This window comes from Embleya sp. NPDC005575 (assembly GCF_040605455.1).
Classification (GTDB): domain Bacteria; phylum Actinomycetota; class Actinomycetes; order Streptomycetales; family Streptomycetaceae; genus Embleya.
In genome coordinates, this window is sequence record NZ_JBEXCV010000063.1 from 24,951 (window position 1) to 45,204 (window position 20,254).

At 70.2% G+C, this 20,254-nt stretch carries 14 protein-coding genes; 4 read left to right on the forward strand and 10 right to left on the reverse strand.

What is annotated here, in order from left to right:
* The 7 genes from ABZS54_RS21830 to ABZS54_RS21860 all read right to left on the reverse strand — a co-directional run bounded on the left by ABZS54_RS21830 (position 1) and on the right by ABZS54_RS21860 (position 10,790).
* Positions 1-264, reverse strand: a complete 264-nt coding sequence (locus tag ABZS54_RS21830; RefSeq protein WP_355538402.1) for an acyl carrier protein — start codon at positions 262-264, stop codon at positions 1-3.
* Positions 248-1,795 carry an AMP-binding protein gene (locus tag ABZS54_RS21835; protein ID WP_355538405.1) on the reverse strand — a complete coding sequence of 516 codons (1,548 nt, stop codon included), beginning with the start codon at positions 1,793-1,795 and terminating at the stop codon, positions 248-250. Before ABZS54_RS21835 ends, ABZS54_RS21830 begins: the two co-directional genes overlap by 17 nt.
* A complete protein-coding gene (locus ABZS54_RS21840; protein ID WP_355538438.1) occupies positions 1,792-5,169 on the reverse strand; it encodes an amino acid adenylation domain-containing protein in 3,378 nt (1,125 codons plus the stop codon). Before ABZS54_RS21840 ends, ABZS54_RS21835 begins: the two co-directional genes overlap by 4 nt.
* A gap of 5 nt (positions 5,170-5,174) precedes the next feature.
* Complete coding sequence (locus ABZS54_RS21845; protein ID WP_355538408.1) at positions 5,175-7,505, reverse strand: class I tRNA ligase family protein; 2,331 nt, start codon at positions 7,503-7,505, stop codon at positions 5,175-5,177.
* Positions 7,505-8,662, reverse strand: coding sequence for an FAD-dependent oxidoreductase (locus ABZS54_RS21850; protein WP_355538411.1), 1,158 nt, complete (start codon positions 8,660-8,662; stop codon positions 7,505-7,507). The genes ABZS54_RS21845 and ABZS54_RS21850 overlap by 1 nt, the downstream gene beginning before the upstream one ends.
* Positions 8,659-10,002 (reverse strand): SidA/IucD/PvdA family monooxygenase, encoded by a 1,344-nt coding sequence (locus tag ABZS54_RS21855; RefSeq protein WP_355538414.1) that lies wholly within the window; start codon positions 10,000-10,002, stop codon positions 8,659-8,661. The genes ABZS54_RS21850 and ABZS54_RS21855 overlap by 4 nt, the downstream gene beginning before the upstream one ends.
* A gap of 653 nt (positions 10,003-10,655) precedes the next feature.
* Positions 10,656-10,790, reverse strand: coding sequence for a hypothetical protein (locus ABZS54_RS21860; protein ID WP_355538441.1), 135 nt, complete (start codon positions 10,788-10,790; stop codon positions 10,656-10,658).
* A gap of 377 nt (positions 10,791-11,167) precedes the next feature.
* Between ABZS54_RS21860 and ABZS54_RS21865 the strand changes: the two genes are divergently transcribed.
* The 3 genes from ABZS54_RS21865 to ABZS54_RS21875 all read left to right on the forward strand — a co-directional run bounded on the left by ABZS54_RS21865 (position 11,168) and on the right by ABZS54_RS21875 (position 14,195).
* Positions 11,168-11,377: a hypothetical protein gene (locus ABZS54_RS21865; protein ID WP_355538417.1), complete on the forward strand. Its 210-nt coding sequence runs from the start codon at positions 11,168-11,170 to the stop codon at positions 11,375-11,377.
* Positions 11,378-11,489: 112 nt separating this feature from the next.
* Positions 11,490-12,314 (forward strand): hypothetical protein, encoded by an 825-nt coding sequence (locus tag ABZS54_RS21870; RefSeq protein ID WP_355538420.1) that lies wholly within the window; start codon positions 11,490-11,492, stop codon positions 12,312-12,314.
* 816 nt (positions 12,315-13,130) lie between these two features.
* A complete protein-coding gene (locus tag ABZS54_RS21875) occupies positions 13,131-14,195 on the forward strand; it encodes a cytochrome P450 (protein ID WP_355538423.1) in 1,065 nt (354 codons plus the stop codon).
* A gap of 76 nt (positions 14,196-14,271) precedes the next feature.
* Here ABZS54_RS21875 and ABZS54_RS21880 read toward each other — a convergent pair whose 3' ends face one another.
* Positions 14,272-15,834: an NAD(P)-binding protein gene (locus ABZS54_RS21880; protein ID WP_355538426.1), complete on the reverse strand. Its 1,563-nt coding sequence runs from the start codon at positions 15,832-15,834 to the stop codon at positions 14,272-14,274.
* 258 nt (positions 15,835-16,092) lie between these two features.
* On the reverse strand, positions 16,093-16,929 hold the full coding sequence (locus ABZS54_RS21885) for a TIGR02452 family protein (protein ID WP_355538429.1): 837 nt from the start codon (positions 16,927-16,929) through the stop codon (positions 16,093-16,095).
* A gap of 279 nt (positions 16,930-17,208) precedes the next feature.
* Here ABZS54_RS21885 and ABZS54_RS21890 point away from each other — a divergent pair, with 279 nt between their 5' ends.
* Positions 17,209-18,813: an amidohydrolase family protein gene (locus ABZS54_RS21890; RefSeq protein WP_355538432.1), complete on the forward strand. Its 1,605-nt coding sequence runs from the start codon at positions 17,209-17,211 to the stop codon at positions 18,811-18,813.
* Between the two features lie 182 nt (positions 18,814-18,995).
* Here the strand turns inward: ABZS54_RS21890 and ABZS54_RS21895 are convergent.
* Positions 18,996-20,254 (reverse strand): HAMP domain-containing sensor histidine kinase (locus tag ABZS54_RS21895; protein ID WP_355538435.1); only part of this gene is annotated, 1,259 nt, incomplete at its 5' end.

Below are 20,254 nucleotides of genomic sequence, written 5' to 3' on the forward strand. Positions count from 1 at the left end.
TCAGGCCGCCCTTCCGGCGTGGCGCGACAGCGCCTCGGTCACATCGCGCAGCGTGCTCATGGCCGCCACGTCGGGTTCGGTGAAGCTGGACAGGTCCACTCCGGCATCGTCGCAGGCGGACATGAGGAACAGGACCTTGTTCAGCGAGGTCAACCCGTAGCCGCCGACCATGTCCTCGTCGAGGTCGATGTCCGCCGGGTCGACGGCGGTCTCCAGGACCCGGGCGAGGTTCTTCCTGGCCACGGTCTCAATCTCGGACTGCATGGATGCTTCCCTGGTTGTCGTGGATCCGCGAGCGGTAGGTGTCGTGGATGCGCCCGCGCCTGGGCTTGAGCTGAGAGGTGAGCAGCCCGTTTTCGACGCCGAACCCCGGGTGCGCCACCACGACGTAGCGAATCTGCTCGTCCGCGCCGAACGCCGCGTTGGTCCGGGCCAGTTGCTCGGCGATGGCCTGCTCCTCGGCCGGTCCGACCGGCTCGACGGCGGGCGAGACCACGGCGACGAGATGGGTCTGCGTCGGGCAGAACACCACACACTCCTCGATCGCCGGGCTGATCTTCATGTGTTCCTCCAGCGGCCGTACGGCGATCTTCCGGCCGTTGTCCAGCACGATCACGTCGTCCGCACGGCCGTGGATGTAGAGGAAGCCGTCCTCGTCGAGCCGGCCGATGTCGTTGGTGCGGACCGTTCCGTCCGCGGCGAACACACGTTCCGAGACACCGGGCGGCGCCTGCTCGTAGCCTCGGCACACCGGGTGCTCGGCGCGCACGTGGATCACACCCTCGGCATCCAACAGCACCTGTTTGCCCGGCAGTACCCGCCCGACGCTGCCCTCCCGGTGCGCGCCGGGGTGGTTCTTGGCGACGATGCAGGTCTCGTTGAGCCCGTAGCCCTCGAAGATGGGCAGCCCGGCGTCGGTGAAGAAGCGCAACGTGCCGGCGGCGGCCGGCGCCGAGCCGGTCCACAGGTAGCGGATGCGGTCGCCGAACAACTGCCGGACGGCGTCGCGGCGCGCACCGTCCTCGTCGCCGCCCGCGGCGTCGCCCATCCGAGCCTGGATGTGCTTCCTGGCACTCTCGAAGAACCCCGGCACGCCCATCACCACCGTCGGCCGGATCAACCGGAGCGCGGGAAAGGCGGACTCGTACGTGCAGATGGTGACGTCGTGGCCCCACCGCAGCGCGGAGTACGTCCAATACCGCTGCTGCACCACCGACAACGGCAGGAACACGAGCAGGTTGTCGTCGGCGCCGTGCGCGAACATCTCCTGCACGGCCCGCAGGTCGTCGTCCACGCTGCCGACGCCCGCGGTGAGCGTCTTGGGCTCGCCGGTACTGCCCGAGGTGAGTTTCAACGACAACACGTCGTCGGGCGAGTACACGATCGGTTCGAGCACCTCCCCGGGACGGGGCCGCTCAGCAGCCGGGCCCACCTCGCCCAGCGACCTGCTGCCGGGCGCGGTGGGAGCACCGTCGGTGAACAGCACGCTCAGGCGGTAGCGCTCGCACAGACCGGTGTCCGTGTCGAACTTGGCCGGGTCGAAACCCACGCTCACCGCGCCCAGGCGGATCGCCGCCAGGTCCAGGAGCATCCATTCGAGACAGTTCGCAGCCAGGATGCCGATCCGGTCGCCCCGGCCGATGCCCAGCTCGCGCAACCACAGCGCGAGCCGACCGGCGCGGGCGTGGAAGTCGGTCAGTTCCACGGTCTCGATCCCGCCGAGGCGGAAGAAGGAGATGTGGTGTCCGGGGGAGGGGGCCTGCGCGACGAGGCGATTGATCACCGAGTCGGTCATGTCGCGTCCGCCTCCTTCCCGCTCGTCCCGGCCTTGCGGTCCCTGTCGGCGAGACTTCGCTCGATGTGCGTCGCCATGGCCCGCACCGTGTCCACCTCCGGCAGTCGGTCCAGCGTGATGGTCAGGCCGAACTGCTTGCGCACCCCGGCGAGGATGCGCGCGGCCACCAGCGAATCGCCGCCCAGGTCGTACAGCGGGCGGGTGACGTCCAGGTCCACGTCCGCGATCCGCAACAACCTCGCCCACAATCCGGTGATCCGCAGTTCCAACTCCGAGTCGGCGGCGGTGGGCGCGGCGGAGGACGGCGCGACGGCATCCGCCGCGGCCGTCAATCTCACCCGGTCCACCTTGCCGTTGCGGGTCAGCGGGAGGCCCGCGTGCCAGTGCACGGCGGCCGGGATCATGTATGGCGGCAGATGCCGGCGCAGCGCCTCGCGCACCGCCTCGACGCCCGGGCGGCTGTCGCCGGTCGGGACGAGATGGGCGATCAACCGGTCGCCGCGGACGCCGCTTTGCCGGGTGACCACCGCCCGCTCCACGGCAGCCAACGCCACCAGCCGAGTCTCCACCTCACCGGCCTCGATGCGATAACCGTTGACCTTGATCTGGAAGTCGCCGCGGCCGAGGATGTCGATCTCGCCGTTCGGCAGGTAGCGACCCAGATCCCCGGTGCGGTACAGGCGTTCGCCGCGCATCGGATCGATGACGAAGCGCTCGGCGGTGAGCGTGTCGTCGCCCCAGTACCCGCGGGCCAGGCCGACCCCGGCGGCCCAGATCTCTCCGGTGACCCCGTCGGGCAGGTCGCATCGGTGTTCGTCCAGGACGTACGCCCGGTTGTTCGCGTTCGGCCGGCCGTACGGGATGCTCCGCGAGCCGTCCTCGTCCTTGCCGATCGGGTGCAGCACGTTCCAGATCGTGGTCTCCGTCGGACCGCCCAGCGAGACGATCTCCAGATCGGGCTTGAGCCTGCGCAGGTCGGCGGGCAGCGTCGGGGGGATGCGATCCCCGCTCATCATCACCAGGCGCAGCGAGTTCAGCGCATCCGTGCCGTCCGCCGTCGCCTGGTCCCGCAGCAGCGACACGATTGCCGGAACCGAGTTCCACACGGTCACGCCGCCGTCCTGGCACAACTGCAGCCAGTGCGCGGGGTCGCTCGCCTTGTCCGCGTCCGGCAGCACCACCGCAGCGCCCGCGCACAGCGCGCCGAAGACGTCGTAGACGGACAGGTCGAAGTTGAACGCGCTGATCCCGAAGAACCGGTCCCGCGGCCCGACTCCGAACCGCGCGTTGCAGTCGGCGACCACGTTGGCCACGCTCCTGCGGCTGACCATCACGCCCTTGGGCTCGCCGGTGGTCCCGGAGGTGTACAGGACGTAGGCCAGGTGTTCGTCGTCCGCGCCGCCGGGCACCGGGCGCGGATCGGGCACCGGGCCGGGCGGAAGCGGGCCGTCCGGGTCGAGCACCAGGACCTCGCGTCCCGGGTCGTCGCCGTCCCGCGCCGCGGCCGGGTCGGTCAACACCAAGCGGGCTCGCCCGTTGGTGAGCATGTACTGCCGACGCGACGCCGGAAGCGCGGCGTCGACCGGCAGATAGGCGGCACCGGCCAGCATCGTGGCGAGAATCCCGACGATCTGCGCGGGGCCGCGGTGCAGTACGAGCCCGACCGGTTCGTCTGGACCCACCCGCCGGGCCCGCAACCAGGCGGCGGCGTGTGCGGCACGTGCGTACACATCCGCGTAACTCAGCGTCCCGGCCGAGGTGAGCACGGCCGGCGCGGCCGGCTCGCGCTCCACGTTGGCCAGGAACGCGTCCGTCAACATCCCGGGCGAAGGCAGCGCCGCGGCCGTGGCGTTGGCCGCCCGGCGCCGTTCGCGCTGGTGCTCGGGAAGCAGGTCGAACGTTTTCGCCGACCACGCCGAGTCGCCCAGGAGGGCGTCGAGCAGCCGTTGGTAGCCCGACACCAGGTCTTCGACCAGCCCGTCCGGAAACAGCCCGTCGACGCTGTCGAACTGCACCACCACGCCGCCGTGTTGTTCGAAGGCGGAGGTGTCGAGCCAGACCTGCGGCGTCTGACTCGAGGTGTACACCTCGGGACCGAAGAGTTCCAGGGCCGAACCGTCGATGTCGGCGTGCACGTAGCCGAGCGCGCTGTTGAACGTGTACGGCATCTGCCCGCGTGCCGCGCCGTCGCCGCGGCGGGCCAGTTCGCGCATCACCTCGATGCCGGTGAAGTGCCGGTTGTCCAACTCCTGGCGCAGCCTGGCCTGGAGGGCCCGTGCCCGGTCGAGGAAGGTGGTGTCACGGTCCACGGCGACCTCGACGAGCATCGTCTCGCAGAAGTTGCCGAGGGCGTCGAAGATGCGCGGGTGGATCGGCGGGCGGTTCGCCACGGTGGTGTTGACGGTGAACCGCGAACCGGCGCCCCACGCCGCGAGGGTGTCCGCGTAGACGGCGAACAGCAGTGCCGAGGGGGTGAGTCCGGCCGCGGCCGCCCGGGCCTTGAGCACCGTCCAGGACGGTTCGGCCAGCCGGGCGAAGTGCGCCGAGAAGCGGGGGGCGACGATCGAGGACGGGCTGGTGCGCAGCGGCAGGTCCGGATACGGGGCGAGGTCGTCCAGCCGGTCCAGCCAGTACCTGCGGGCCCGCTTGGCCGGGGCACGGGTGCGCGCGGCCTCCAGGGCCGCGACGTAGGCCGCGAAGGAAGCCTCCCCGAGCGGGTCCGAGGTCTCGGCGGCATCGGTGTCCGGATCGGCGTCGGACCGGTAGGCGGACCACCACTCCCGGAAGAACAGAAACATGCTGATCGCGTCCAGGATCAGCCCGTCGTGGTCGACGTGCAGCACCATGCGGTCGTCGGCCAGGATCGTCACGTCCGCCGTCAGCAGTGGGGCCCGGTCGGCGGGCAGCATGCGATGCGAGCGCGACTCCCGTTCGGCGAGCCGGTGTTCGTGCCGCGCGGACTCGGACGCGCCGCGCACGTCCAGCCGCCCGATGCGTACGTCGACGGCGTCCTCTTGGACCTGTCGGCCGTCGGCGGTGAAGCGGGTCCGCAACGCGCCGTGTCGCGCCACCACCGCGCGCAGTGCCCGCTCCAGGCGGTCGATGTCCCAGACGCCCTCGATCTCGTGGTAGACGTGGCTGGCCACGTTGCCGATCTCGACGTGCTCGCCGCGGCCGACCAGGTAGCTGCGCTGCAGGTCGGTCGGGGCGAAGCCGTCCGGCGCGTCGAGGTGGGCGATCAGTTCGGCCTTGTGCGCCTTGATCAGGCGCAACAGATCGGCGTCCATGCGCTCGCGCGGCCCCTGCAGGCGCAGATCGGTGCCGGCGGCGGTGATGGTCAGACCCCTCGCCTCGATTTCGCGCAGAACCTGCATGTGGCTCACGCGCGAACCTCCGCGTGTGCGGCGACCACCTCGGGGTCCAGGCCCCGCTCGATGAGCGCGCTCAATTCGGCGACGGTGTGCGCGCCGAGCAGGTTTTCGATCGAGACGTCGGCGTCGACCTGCTCGGTGAGCCGGTACTGCAGGGCGATGGCCTGGAGCGACTCCATGCCGAGCAGCACGAGCGACTTGTCGTGGACGGGCTCGTCGTCCGGCAGACGCAGGAGCTCACGCACCAGGCCGCTGAACCACGGGAGCAACGGCGACGACGGCTGCCGGCCCGGGGTCCGGTTGGTCTCGTCCGGGTTCGATGCCCGGTCCGGGGGCTGCTCGGATGCCTCCGGAGCCGCGAAGAAGACCCGGCCGGTCAGGTCGACGGCGGTGCCGGCGGGCAACAGGTCGACCGAGGTCGGCCATCGGGTGGGCGCAGGTCCGCCGAGGGCGGCCGAGAGGCGGTTCGCGAACCTCGGCATCACCGGCGCGACGCACGTGGCCAGCAGCCGCGCGGCCGCGAGTTCGAGGGCGATCGTGGTGCGCGCCTCGTCCTTCCAGGTCGCGACCTCGGCGGCGGGGGCCTGGCGCCTCGCGAACGTCGTGACGTCCTCGACGATGCCGTTCAGCAGCTCGGCGGCACGGTTGAGCGAGAAGCCGTCCTGGCCGAGAGCGCCGGTCAGCGCCGAGCGACGCCCCTCCAGCCGGGCCAGGAAGGCCGCGTGTTCGGGTCGCCATACACCCGCGTCCGGCGCGGCGCCGCCGTGCCGCTTGGCGACCCGATCACCCAGGTCGTTCAGCCAGTGTTGCCAGCCGCCGACCAGCGTGTCGCGGACGAAGGACTCGTACGCGTCGGGTGCGAAGCTGGTGCGTCGGCCCTCGGGGCGGGTCAATGCCAGGTAGAAGCGGATGGAGTCGACCGTGCGCGGATTGAGCACGTCCTTGCCCCAGATGGCGTGACCGCGGCTGGTGGAGAACTTGCTGTCCTCCAGCAGGTAGAACTCGTTGATGTGGTAATCGATGTCCGGACTCCACTGCGGATGAGCGATGCGGTAGAGCGCCGGGATGAACATCGGGTGGAAGAAGCTGCCGTCCGAACCCAGGAAGTGCACGATCTTCCAGTCGGCATCGGGTGCGTCCGCGTCCCAGTCCCGGCCCAGATCCCGGCCGAGCGCGCCGATGCCGTACAGGATGCTGAAGGCGTAGTCCAACCAGGACCAGATGACCTGGCCCGGCACATCGGACTCGGCGGGTGCGACACCCCATTCGGCCGGGTGCGTGAGCGGGATGTCCAACCGCTCGCGGTGGGCCAGCCGTTCGGCCAGTTCCTGCACCGCGGCCGGGACCCGCCCGAGCCGGTGGTGCTCGGTGATCTCCTTCCCGAGTTCGTGCAGCGGGAGGGTGTAGCGGGTGATCGCACCCTCGCGGGGCGCGACATCGGACCCGGCCGAGCGCGGCCCGATCAGGTCGGTGCAGACGTTGGGTTCCAGGCACGCCTCGCACACGTTCCCGCCGCTTTCGCTGCCGCAGGCGGGGCAGTCGCCGCTGACGCCCGACTCGTACAGATACTCCCCGGTGTCGGCGGCGAACAGTGCGATGCCCTCCCGGGGCGCCACGACGCCCGAGGCGGTCAGCCGGGAGAAGAACGCGCGCAGGGCGGCCGGGTAGTCGGCGTCCCGACTGGTCGCGGTGTACCGGTGTACGTCGATGTCCATCAGTTCGAGGGTGGCCAGGATCTCGGCGCTGTAGTGCGCGGCGGTCTGTGCCGGGGTCCGACCCTCGCGACGCGCGGCGGCCACGACGTAGTTCTGGTAGTCGTCGCTGCCGGTGATGTGCCAGGCCTCGGCGCCGAGCATGCGCTGATGGCGGACGAAGACGTCGGCGCCGAAGAACGGGCCGGACAGGTGTCCCAGGTGCAGGTCCCCGTTGGGGGTCGGCGCGGAGGAGAAGACGAACAGCGGGCGCTTGCCGAAGCCTCGGTGCCCGGTGTCGTTCGCCGCGTGTACCGCGCGTACGCCGTCGCGCCAGTAGAAGCTGACGAAGAGTAGAGGGGTGTCGCCGGTGTTGTGCACCGAATGTGTCTCGAACGGCTCGAACCGGGCGATGGAGGAGGCGGAGACCGGATGGCGTTCGCCGTCGACGGTCAACTCGCCCGTGCCCGCGACGAACACCCACGTCTCCGTCTCGTCGTGCTGGTGCGCCTCCGAACGGGCGCCGGGCGCGACGTCGATCCAGGTCGCGCCCACACCCGCCGGTGCCGCGGAGCCCTCCTCGACGGCGACCACCTCGACGCCCTGCGCGGCGGATCGGCCATCGGTGCCGTAGGTGCTGATCTTCACTACCGACTCCTTTGCTTCGCCGGCGCGTGCGGCGGCTTGGGGGGCAGGTGCAGCAGGTCCGCGGCTTCCGCCGCGATCGCCGGGGCGAGCCGGTAGCCGGAGCCGTTGGCGGCGCCCGCGAAGACGACGTGTCCGCCGTCGAGTACGCGCACCTCCGGTTCGCCGGTGATGCTGTACGCGTCACAGAACACGCGGCCCGAAACGCATCGTCGGGCCGACTCGGGGGCGTGCCGGCGCAGACTCGCGTGCGCTTCGTCGACGTCGTCGGGAGACAGTCCGTCGACCGCTTCGTCGGGATCGACGTCCCAGGTCGTGCAGGTGTAGCTGAACAGCCAGTGCCCCGGTTCGTGCAGGGGCAGCAAAAAGGCGTCCTCGTCCTGGAAGACCACAGCCCGGTCGGCCCGGGTCGGGACCCGGTCGATGTGCAGGGCGACGATCTTCTTGACCCGGGCGCCGAGCGGGGCGACCAGTTCGCGCCAGGCGGGGTCGGCGACCCAGGGGCCCGGCGCGAGGACCACCCGCCCCGCGATCAGCGTCTCGCCGGTGCCCAGACGCAGCTCGACGTGACCGGTGCGGGCATCGTCTTCGTCCGCGCCCGGGCCTTCGGCGCCGGGGTCCCGCCGGCCGATCGTGCGCACGGCGTCCACCCGGACGCCCTCGCGCAGGGTCACCCGGGAACGCAGCTCACGGGTGAGGTCCCGGACCAGCGCGTACACATCGGCGTACTGACCGCCTCGGCAGTCCCAGATCTGCGCGTTCTCGGGAAGGCGCAGATCGGGCCGGCCGGTCGGCTCGTGGCCGGACAGCGTGTGGACGCGGGTCAGTTCGGCGCTGTCGAGGTAGATCTCGCGCAGTCGCGGCGCGCTCGTGGGCGACGCCACCACCGACATGGGCACCGGGTAAATCGGCAGCTCGGGGGCGTCGGCCTTGAGCCCGGCGTAGTAGTCCTGGCTGTACCGCGTCATCCGCCGCACACGCTCCGTCGCACCGCGCGGGCAGTGCAGACCCGCCGATCGACGGCTCGCGCCGGTGCCGGCCGTGTCCCGATCCAGGAGCACGACCGATGCCTGCGGTGCGCGTGCGGTGATCTCCCGAGCGACCAGGCAACCGACGATACCGGCGCCGACGACGGCCACGTCGGTGCGGCCGGGAGTCACAGACCGTCCAGTTCGTCGGCCGGCGGTTTGGCCGACCACTCCACGAACGAGGGCAGTTGCTCGTCGGAGCCCACGCCGAGGATCCGGTCGAGGATCCGGCGGCTGCGCCATGCGGTCAGGCTCAGGTTGGGATCGGCCAGGCCGCGCTGCCCGCGGGCAGCGTTCTGCATGAAGATCAGGCGATCGCGAGGCCCGTCCCACAGCACCGCGAAATCCTGGTCGATGCGGTACTCGTCGCCCTCGCGCTCCAGCCGGTTCTCGATCGGTGCGAGGAAATCCGTCGGCGCCGGACGAAATCCCGTCGCCCAGACGATGGCATCCACATCCACGTACTCGGCCACGCCCGGCCGGTCGTTGTGGCCCAGCCCGATGGTCCAGCCGCCGGACTCGTTGCCGGTCACGTCGGTCACGCCACGGTTGGGAAGCAGGGCCAGCAGGTCGTGCGCCCCGGCGATGAAGCGGTGCTCGTAGCAGCGCTGGTAGATGTCCCGCAGCGTCGATTCGGAGATTCCGTCGCTGCTCAGCACGTTCCGATTGTTGAGCGACTCGCGGACTGTCCGGTCCAGACCGGAGAAGTATTCGGAGTAGCTCGGTACGTAATACTCGTTCGTGAACGGAGAGTCGTCGATGGGGAAATAGTTTCCGCGTCGTGATACCCAGGTCACCCGCCTGGGCAATTCCTGGAGCGGCCGGGATATCAGATCCAGGAACGCCTCCGCCCCGGACTGGCCGCCACCGACCACCGCGACCCGCTTGCCCGCCAGGCCGGTGCGGGTCCCGTCGATGAAGTCGGAGACGTGGAACTGGGTGTCGCCGAGCTTGTCCCGGGCCTGTTCCGGGACCCAGGGCCTGGTGCCGACGCCGACGCAGATGTTGTCCGCGGTCACGGTGCGACGGCTGGTGTGCACGACGAAGGATCCATCGAATTCGACGGTGAGCACCTTTTCGCCGAAGACTATGTTCTCGTTGCGCCGGCTGGCCCACTCCAGATAATTCCGGAACTCCCGACGGGGCACCGCGTCGTACTGGGCGTTGATGAAGTGGTAGATCTTCCCCTGCTCGTGCAGATACGAGAGGAAGGAAAACCCGTTCGTCGGGTCGGAGAGGAGGACGAGGTCCTTGAGCAGTGATACCTGCAAGGCCGCGCCGGGTATCTGCTGATTGTCGTGCCAGCCGAACTGCTCCCTCTGGTCGAGGAACAGGTTCGGCGTCTCCGAGCGCCCGTGCAGCAGCGATGCCAGGCTCAGATTGGCGGGACCGACTCCGATGCCGACGCAGCGGTACTGCGCCGACCGGTTTCCGCCGGTTTCCGGAATGCGATTCTCGACTGATTTTCCCACAGCTCGAAGACACTCCCAGCACTCGCGCAGGACTGATCATCCGGCGAAATTCCGCGTCGTTCCGTGGGCCACTCACGGGGCGGCGACAGAACAGCTCGGGTGTGGTCGGGAGCCGGCCCCACCCGGGGCTTCACGACAGATGCTTCTCGGAGATTCGCCGCCCTGCGCCGCCTGAATCGCAAAGCTCTCCACGGCGGGAGCCGGACGGCGAAAAGCGGTCGGGTCACATCCATGCCATGTTCACTGTTCGTTCCCTGTTCACTTTTCGTCGACGGCTACGTCACCGGAACAGGTGGCGGGATCCGATTCCAATCCATCCTGTCAGTCGACATCGGCAGGAGGGAGAACTTCGGGCCCGTCGGAGGTTATGGAACAGTTATTCGACTTCATTAAGGTGTCATCAAATCTACGCACACGAGTCTACGCGGGCTGATGACCGAGCAAGACTCTATAGGAGTCATCGCGGCTTGGCTAGTGTATCGAGCGGACCCCACGGTAAAGATCAGTTACCGGTTCGTGATCACCCAACTTGAAGATCGGATTCCGCTTGACTCGATCCAAAACAAGTTTTGTGCCGGCATTGGCCGGGTTGTTTCCGCCGGCTATTGCCCGGGAACACGCGGCGAACCTGCGGCGAGGGGCGCCGAGAGATGTCACGACTCCCCGACCCCCGCCACAGGCAGCAGGAAGAGCAGATAGCCGGTCATGAAGGCGGCGAAGGAGTCCTGGAAGGCGGCCGAGGCGAGGCCGATGGCCCGTAGCGCGGGAACGTGCGCGACGAAACGCACGGGCCGATCACGGCCTACGACGTCAACGCGCGCTCGGACGACCGGGCATGTCACGACTCCTTCCGCACCACCTGCGGCCTATTTCACGACGGCCGCGCGCGAGAAGCGCTTTCGGGCGGCATGCGGTGCTCGCGGGCGGGTGCGCCCGTGCACCGCCCCCTCCGTATCCGGCAACCCCCACGGCCGGCTCGCCGCACCGTGTGGCGGCCTCCGGCCCCGGCCGACGCACGGCGCGCCGAGCCGAGCCGGGGCGGAGGTCGGCGCTTTCGCGATTCGGGCACCGGCAGGGGCTGTTCAGGCGCGGCGACGCGGGGTTCACTCGGAGGTACGGCATGTCCCAGCCGCGGCGACCGCATCGAACGGACAGGAGCAATCCCATGGTTCGACCGCTGATCCTCACCCGCAGGGCCCCCTCTCCCGACCCTGCCAGGGCATCCCGCCCGGCACTGCCCGAGCACCACTTCGACGTCGCGCTCGGCCTCAACGTCACGGCCGACGGCACGCCGCTGATCCACGCGGACGGCAGCGCCGCGATCGGCGAGTACACCGGTACCCAGGAAGCCGGCCGGTGGAAGAAGGACGACTGACGTCCGCACGTCGTGCAGGTCGCCGCCGGGCTCAACGGCCCCACCGCCCGGCGGCGTTCCGCGTCACCCGGCGGTCGCGCCGGCGGCTCGTGCGGACCGCGAGGAGGTGACGATGGACCCGCTGCTCGCCGCAGCCCTGGAAAACCTGGGCATCGCCGAGGCGCCCCGCCCGCTGACCCGCGACCACACAGCCGCCTGGCGCACCCGGCACTGGAAGATCAGGACCGCGACCGGACCCGCCGATGTCGCGGCGCTGATGCACGAGGCCCGCGCCGTCACCCTCCTGCACGAGCAGGATCTGCATCCGGCGGGGGCCGCGAGCGCACGCCTCGGCGACGGTGCGTGGATCGCGATCGCCTGGCGACCGGGCACCACCCTGTGGGACTGGTGCGTCGCCGCCCGCCGCACCGGCACGCCCGGCACCCGAGCGACCCTGCGTCGGATCGCCCATCGCGCGTTCACCCCGCTCGCCGCACTCCACGCGGGCGGCTGGCGGCACGGCGACATCCAACCCGCCAACATCCTGATCACCCCGGCCAACACGGTCGAGTTCATCGACCACGACCTCGCCCACCACCCCGACCTGCCACTGCCGAGCCCCTACCGAGGCGGCATGGACCAGTCCACCGCACCCGAGATCGCCCGCGAACTCCTCGACGGCAAACCCGACGCCGCCGTCACCCTCACCGAAGCCGCCGAGGTCTACAGCATGGGCGCATCGCTGCGCTGGGCCTGGACCGGCCACGCGCCCGCCACCACCCGTCTGCTCGGCCCCGGTGTCACCGCCGAGGACATCCTCGGGGACATCGCCACCGGCCGACACCGTGCCGCGCTGACCGACCACCGCCCGTGGACCGACCCCGAACTCGAGGCCCTGATCGAGACGACCACCACCCGGGACCCGGCCCACCGGACCCGGAACCCCGCCCGCCGCTGAGCAGCGAGCGGAGCCGCCCCCGGACGCCGAATCGGCGCGCCGGTGACGCCTACGCGTTCCTCCACCAGTTCGGTGAACGCCTTCCGTTCCCCGAGTCGGCAGCGCATCACCAACAGATCGCTGTCTCTGTCGCCGACCACCGCACCCCCTCCATCGCACCGCATGTGCCGGGTAAGTCGGCACGCGCCGCGGAAACGTTCACGCCCCCGCCCCGGCTGAAAACGGCTGTTCGTGCCCGCGTCGCGAGTCTGTGGGCAACCGGCTCGTCGGCATGGGCACAAGATCGACAAACAACTGTTTTCCAGGGTTTGTGTGAACAGTTTGTGAGTATGCTTGGATAAGTGCCGGCCGGATATGAGCGGCTTGTTATAGCGGTGTTTTTGATCTGTGATCCACGTCACATTGACTCGCCTTTAGTCTCGGGGATTCACTTTCCAGGCGACGAGAATCGGAAAGTCGGATTCTGTAGCGATGGTTTATCGCCCGACCGCCCGAGTCATGCCCGACTCGGCCGGTTCACAGTCACCTGGAGGTTGTCGTGATCAAGATCGTCAACTCATTCTCCAAGAGGTTCCGGACCGAGAAGTCCCTGAAGTCCGCCACCTGGTTCATCTGGTACAGCTGATCGACACACCCTGAGAACCGGTTGATCATCGAACCGACGCGGGCCGTGCCTGCCGCCGCCGCACGATCGATACTCCTGCGGTAGCGCCGTCTCGGCCCGACGAAGCGTCGGTTCGCCGTCCGGGCTCGCGTCCGGTGCAGCCGTACGTCGGCGGCACCGGACGCGAGACTCCCACCATGTGGAGAGCACCGATGAGTCGATCCGATACGGTCGGGCGCGCCCGGGCCACGGTTTTTTCACCGAAGATCGAAGAACTCCTCCGGGAACGTCGCGGGGTGAAGTTTTTTCGGGTGGACGCCGACACCGTCGGAGTCGCCGATCCGGACCTGATCGAGAAACTCCTCGGGAGCAGGTCCGCCCATGAATTCGAGCGGCCGACTTTCAAGCCGTTGTACGGAAGATCCATTGCCCGTTCGGAGGCGGCCGATGTACTTCAGGCGCTCTCGCGGGACGTCCGTGCCGCTTTACACGGGCCGGTTCCCGATTCCGTGGATCTTTCCGGAGACTGGCCGAACGTGGGCCACGCCTATCTTCGTGATCTGCTTTTCCGCCCCGATCCGTTGCGACTGCGTGTGCTCACGGATCGTCGACTTGAGGCGCTGCCCGTACTGGCTCGGGCCGCGGTCCGCACGAGCGCCGCGCTACCCGGCACGCCCGACCCCGAAGCGCCCATGTCGCAGCTCGCGGCGCTGACCGCCACGGCAGCCGCGGACTCGGACAACCGGCACTATGCGCTGGGCCTGTACCGACGGGTGGCGGCCCCGGTGTGCCTGGGTGTGTCGGCGCTGGTCGCCAACGCCCTCTGGCTCGGCTCGCCGTTCGACGCCGACGTGTCGAACCGGCACATCGTGCTGGAGTCGCTGCGCCTGCTGCCCCCGTCGTGGAACATCCTGCGTGTGGCCTCACCCGAGTTTCCCGCCCTGGACTCCCGGATCGGTCCGAACGACGACGTGTTGCTGCTCCCGCTGCTCAGCCATCGCGATCCGGAACTGTGGGTCGACCCGGACGACTTCCGACCGGAACGCTGGAGCGACCCGGACGCCGACGACCACGCGGGGTACTTCCCCTTCGGCCACGCCTCCGATCGCTGCCGCGGCCGACACCTGATCATGCCGCTGGCCGAGCACCTCCTCGATCGCATTCGCTCCCAGGGCCTCACGGTGAACCCGCACCAGACCACCGCCAAGGTGCCCCTCGCCGGCCTGCTCGGCGTCACACGGGTACGGATGACGCGAACCGGCCTGTCACAAGTGTGAGTTCGGCATAGCGATTGCCGCCGATGTAGACCGTCGCGTCGCGTCGCGGTGACACGGGGCGGTGTGGTGTCGGTCCTCAGCGCACCCGCCCGGCCGGGGTGCCGTGCAGGATCGCCATTGCCGCGTTGTGCCCCGGGATACCGCTCACGCCGCCGCCGCGTCGCGCCCCGGCCCCGCACAGCAGGATTCGCTCGTGGGCCGTCTCGACACCCCACGTGCCGTGCGTCTCGGCATCCTGCGCGTACGGCCAGGACAAGTCCCGATGGAAGATGTGCCCGGCGGGCAGCCCGAGTTCGTGCTCCAGGTCCAGGGGCGTGCGTACCTCCAGACACGGATTGCCGTCGCCGTCGCGCAGCAGGCAGTCCTCGATCGGCTCGGCAAGCACGCCGTCGACCGAGTCGAGCATCGCGCGCAGCGCCTTCGCCCGAGCGCCGTCGTTGTCCTCGGCGAACAGGCGCGCGGGCATGTGCAGGCCGAACAGCGTCAACGTGTGCACGCCCGCGGCCCGTGCCCGCGGACCCAGGATGGAGGGGTCGGTCAGCGTATGGCAGTACATCTCACCGGGCGGCGGCGTCGGCATCTCGCCACCCGCGGCACGCCCGTAGGCCGCCGCGAGTTGGGCGTAGCCCTCGTTGACATGGAACGTGCCCGCGAACGCCCGTTGCGGGTCCGCGAGCGGGTCGCGCAGGCGCGGCAGCCGGGCGAGAACCATGTTGACCTTGAGCTGTGATCCCTCCGGCGCGGGCCCGTCGGGAGGATCACCCAGGAGCCGGTTCAGCGTGTCGGGCGCGACGGCGGCAAGCACGTGCCCACCCGTCACCCGATACTCCCGGTCGCCGATCGTGTATCGCACCTCGCCGTCGGGGTCCACGGAGCCGACCACCGCCCCGGTACGCAGCTGTGCCCCCGCCGCACGGGCCGCGTCGGCAAGGCCCGCGGTGACGGCGCCCATGCCGCCCACCGGTACGTCCCAATCGCCCGTTCCGCCGCCGACGACGTGATAGAGGAAGCAGCGGTTCTGCCGCAGCGCGGGGTCGTCCATCGGGGCGAACGTACCGATCAGCGCGTCCGTGGCCACCACGCCGCGCACCGTGTCGTCGGCGAACTCCGCCTCGATCAGGCCGGACAGGGGCTGCGTGAACACCGCGTCCCAGATCCGTTCGTCGTCCACGAGCCGGCGGAACTCGGCTGCGGAGCGCAACGGTTCGGTGAGGGTGGGAAACACCCGACCGGCCAGTCGCGCCGTGGCCGCGCCGAATCGCTCCCACGCGTCGGCCTCGCGCGAGCCCGCGAAGCGGGTCAATTCGGCGCGGGTGCGTTCTGGGTCCGCGGCGTCGACGAGGAAGCCGCCGGCGCCGAGCGGGGTGTACGACCCGACCCGGCGCCGGCGCAGCTCGATGGGCAGCCGCAGATCGTCGACGATCTTTCGAGGCAGCAGACTGACGAGGTACGAGTAGCGGGACAGCCGCACGTCGACCCCGGGAAACGGCCGGCACGACACCGCCGCGCCGCCCACGTCGTCCAGCCGTTCCAGCACCAGGACCGACCGGCCCGCCTGTGCCGAATAGGCGGCCGCGACCAGACCGTTGTGCCCGCCCCCGACCACGACGACGTCGAATCTCCCACCGTCACGCACCACATCCGCCTCCGGAATCAGCGATCTCGGGCCACCGGGCAACCACGCACGAGGCAGCGTAGGCGCACACCCGGCTCACCGGCCCGACAAATCGCCCCGGCCGTCGTCTCCAGGACCACGTTCACCCCAACTCGCGGAGCCGGCGCCGGAGGTCCCGGGACCGCCGTACTCGTCGATCCGCCCGACCACCAAGCGGGGTCGCCCTACGGCGCCGGTGCTATCGGACCGAGCGGTCCGACCGGTCAGAGCGATCCGACCGGTTCACCTCGGCGGTACCGGCGCGAATCGTTCGGTGAACGCCGCACGGTTGATCGAGTCGGGCGAGCGATCCGGGACCGCGAAGACCACCGTTTCGAAGGCGGTGGACAACGAGCCGTGCGCGGTGAGATGGGCATGGAACGCCGCGGCGACCACGCGCGGGTCGTTGCGGAACACTCCGCACCCCCAGGCACCCAGCACCAACCGCCGCGTCCCGTGCCGGCGGGCCACGGCCAGCACGCGCTCGGCGCGCCGGTACAGGGCCGCCCGGATGCGGTTGTGCGCGCTCGGGTCACGGCGCAGGACCTCGCCGGCATTGGGCGCGGCGCAGGTGAGGAAGGACACTCGATACGGCTCGCCGAGCAGTCGACCCCACTCGTCGCGGTGCACGGGGACGCCGGGGGACCACAGGACCCGGTCGCTGTAGAGCAGGTCGGAGCCGGCGCGATGGGCCGCGTAGTAGTCGGGGGCCGCCAGGAGGCAGGGATGCAACAGGCTGTTGCGGCAGAGATCCTCCTCCTGGGCCCGGGCCCCGCGCAGGTAGCCGCCTCCCGGGGTGCGCGCCGACGCGAAGTTCAGGACCGCGACCGGTCCGACACCCGTCGACACCAGGCGCCGCGCGGCTTGGAGGCTGTTTTCGACGGTCACCTCGAACGACGTCGAGTGCCCGGCGCCCGTAGGGCACGCTTCGAGGGGCTCGTCCGGCGGATGGCTCACCGTGCCGGAGATCGCCGCGCGAAGTGCGGGCGCCACCACGACGGTGCCCTCGGGTGTCGAGTACGCGCCCGAGGCGACGATGCGCGCGTTGGCCTCCGCGACCTCTCGCAATGTATTGCTCACACGCCCGTACGCTAGGGGCGGTCCGCCCGATGCTCAATCGTATATTCCGCCGAAGCCCATGTGCTCCGGAGCCCATTCGAGCCGGAGCAGCCGCGCGCCGGAGCATTCGCGCGCCGGACCGTGCCGCCTTCGACAGCCGGGCGTTTCTGGCCGTCTTCGTGCCGATGCACACATCTTCGTGGTGTCGCTCGTGCCGGAGCCCATGATCCACCGGTGCGGTCGCGGCAATACTGAGGGGCACCAGGGATGTCGGCTCACTCGTACTCGAAGAGGCTCCGTATGCAGGTCGATCTCGTTGTCCGCGAAGGTTCTCTCGTCGACGGGAGCGGATCGCCCGCATTCGACGGCGATCTCGCGATCGACGCCGGACGTGTGGTCGCGGTCGGAGACGTCGGGGATGTCCGGGGCCGCGACGAGATCGATGCGCGGGGCTGCGTGGTCTGTCCCGGTTTCGTCAACGTGCTGAGCCACGCCTACTTCACGCTCCAGCAGGACCCCCGCGGCCTGTCCGATCTTCATCAGGGCGTCACCACACAGATCTTCGGCGAAGGCGTCTCGCTCGGCCCGGTGACCGGTGCGATGACCGAGGGGATGATCGAACTCGGCCCGCCGACCGAGGGAACCCGTCGTTCCTGGCCGCGACTGCGCGACTTCCTGGAGCAGCTGGAAACCCAGGGCGTGGGCCAGAACGTGGGCAGCTTCGTCGGAGCGGACAATCTCCGGATGTCCGTCGCCGGGCTGGAGGACCGCACGCTGGACGTCGACGACCTCGCCCGCGCCTGCGCACTGCTCGAACAGGAGCTGGCGGACGGGGCCCTGGGCGTCGGCTCAGCGCTGATCTACCCCCCCGGCACCTACGCCGACACGGACGAACTCATCGCCTATGCCCGCGTGTTGGCGCGGTACGACGCGCTGTACATCTCGCACCTGCGCAACGAGGGCGACCGCCTCCTGGAGGGTGTCGACGAACTCCTCGACATCGCCCGGGCCTCCGGCGCCCGCGCCGAGATCTACCACCTGAAGACCGCCGGCCGCGACAACTGGCGCAAGATGCCCGCGGTCCTGGACCGGATCGAGGCCGCCCGGGCCGCGGGTGTCGAGGTGACCGCCGACATCTACCCCTATACGGCCGGCAGCACATTGTTGTCGGCCGCCATCCCTCCGCCCTTCCACCTCGGCGGCCCGGAGCAACTTCGCCGGCGCCTCGGCGATCCCGGGAGCCGCGCGCAGATCGTCGACGCGGTGCGCGACGGCGGCGAGTGGGAGAGCCTGTGGCGGATGAGCGGCGGCGCCGAGGGCATCGTGATCCTGTCGAGTCATCCGGACATCGGCGTCCCCACCGGATCCACGGTCGCGGACATCGCCAAGGCACGAGGCGACGCCGACTCGATCACCACGATGCTGGACATCGTGCTCGCGGCGCCGCACGCCGACGCGGCGTACTTCATCGGGAACGAGGACAACATCCGACTCGCCTTCGCCCGTGACTGGGTGTCGGTGGGCTCGGACTCGGACGCCCCGGCAGTCGACGAACGCTTCGCCGACCACCCCGTGCACCCCCGGGCCTACGGCACCTTCGCCCGGGTGCTGGGCCGCTACGCGCGCGACGAGGGGATCGTGTCGCTGGAGGAGGCCGTACGCCGGATGACCGGCCTGCCCGCGACGACGCTGCGGCTGCGCGATCGCGGCGTACTGCGCGTCGGTGCGCACGCCGACGTGGCGATCTTCGCGCCCGACGACATCGTGGACACGGCGACCTACGCGAAGCCGGCGAGCTATGCACGCGGCATGCGGCACGTCCTGGTGAACGGGACCGCCGCGCTGCGCGACGGCCGGCCCACGGGCGCCCTGGCCGGTCGGGCTCTGCGCCGCGACGTGTCCTGACGAACCGCGTCGCCGCGCGGGTGGATCGGCGGTGCGGGTCCCCGGCGTGCGATGTGTCCGACGCCTTGACGATTTCCGCCGAGCCGGCCGTGGCCGTGGCGCCGGCCACGGCCGGGGACCGCGCACCGGAATACGTCTTCTGCCGAAAGCGACCCCGGCACCGATCCGGGCCGGGGCGGCGCTCAGGAGGGCAGGCGGATGGCGAAGACCGAACCGACGTCTGGTGTGCTGCGCACCGTGACCGAGCCGCCGTGTGCCCGGGCGAGGCGATGGACGATCGCCAGGCCGAGCCCGCTGCCGCCGGTGCGGCGGTTGCGGGACTTGTCCGCGCGCCAGAACCGGTCGAAGACGTGCGGAAGATCCGCTGCCGCGATGCCGATTCCGGTGTCGGTCACCTCGAACACGATCTCCGGCCCGTCCGGATAGGCATGCACGGTCACATTCCCGCCCTCGGACGTGTGCCGCACCGCGTTGGACACCAGATTGCCCACCATCTGGCGCAGCCGTACCGGATCGGCCGACACCCGCAGGTTCGCGTCGCCCCGCACCACCAGCGCCACACCCTGTGCCGTGGCCCGGGCCAGGTGCGCCGCGACGACCTGCTCCGAGACCTCGTGCGGCGACACCGATTCCATCCGCAGGCCGAGTCGGCCCGCGTCGGCCTCGGCGAGGTGCTGGAGATCGTCGATCACGTGTTGGAGCAACAACGCCTCCTCCAACAGCGAGGACGTCAACGCCCGGTCCGGCACCGCGACCCCGTCCTCGACCGCCTCCAGCCAACCGCGGATGTTGCTCAGCGGCGTGCGCAATTCGTGTGCCACGTCGCCGACCATCTCCTTGCGCTGCTCCTCCATCCGCAGCCGGTGCTCGGACATGTCGTTGAACGCCTCGGCGAGCCGGCCGATCTCGTGGTTCGCGGGCAGGTCCACCCGCGTCGCGTCGTCGCCGTCGCGCATGCGCAGCGCCGCGTCGGTGAGTGCGGTCAGCGGCCGAATCAACCGGGCCGCGACCAGGCCGGTGACCGCCGCGGTGAGCAGCAGGATCAGCGCGGCGACGCCGGCTATCCGTACGGTGTCGGCGCGGCTGAGGTCGAACACCGGGGCCGTGGAGCCGTCGTGGTCGCCCACGAACAACAGCGTCGCGGGCACGACGTACGGGGTGAGCTGCTCGCGTCGGGCGGTGTCCACGCACGCGGCGACGTCCCGGGCGACGACGGGCGAGGCGTCCTTGTCCCAGGTCAGGTCGAGTCCGAGGGTGAGCGGCGCGATGCGCTTGCGGTCCAGGCAGGCCGTGAACAGGGCGTTGAGTTCGTCCAGCGCCTTCTGCTCGGTCGCGGTCGGCGCGTTGGGTCGTGCGAGGCCGCACGATGCGGCGATCGCGCTGTCCGAGGCCCGGCCGGCGTCGGCGCCGGGGCGCGCGCCGGATGCTTCGGACACCACGC

Bases quoted from the DNA above. Each gene is read 5' to 3' on its own strand.
- ABZS54_RS21830 (WP_355538402.1), bottom strand. From the start codon at position 264: ATGCAGTCCGAGATTGAGACCGTGGCCAGGAAGAACCTCGCCCGGGTC.
- ABZS54_RS21835 (WP_355538405.1), bottom strand. From the start codon at position 1,795: ATGACCGACTCGGTGATCAATCGCCTCGTCGCGCAGGCCCCCTCCCCC.
- ABZS54_RS21840 (WP_355538438.1), bottom strand. From the start codon at position 5,169: ATGCAGGTTCTGCGCGAAATCGAGGCGAGGGGTCTGACCATCACCGCC.
- ABZS54_RS21865 (WP_355538417.1), top strand. From the start codon at position 11,168: ATGGTTCGACCGCTGATCCTCACCCGCAGGGCCCCCTCTCCCGACCCT.
- ABZS54_RS21870 (WP_355538420.1), top strand. From the start codon at position 11,490: ATGGACCCGCTGCTCGCCGCAGCCCTGGAAAACCTGGGCATCGCCGAG.
- ABZS54_RS21875 (WP_355538423.1), top strand. From the start codon at position 13,131: ATGAGTCGATCCGATACGGTCGGGCGCGCCCGGGCCACGGTTTTTTCA.
- ABZS54_RS21890 (WP_355538432.1), top strand. From the start codon at position 17,209: ATGCAGGTCGATCTCGTTGTCCGCGAAGGTTCTCTCGTCGACGGGAGC.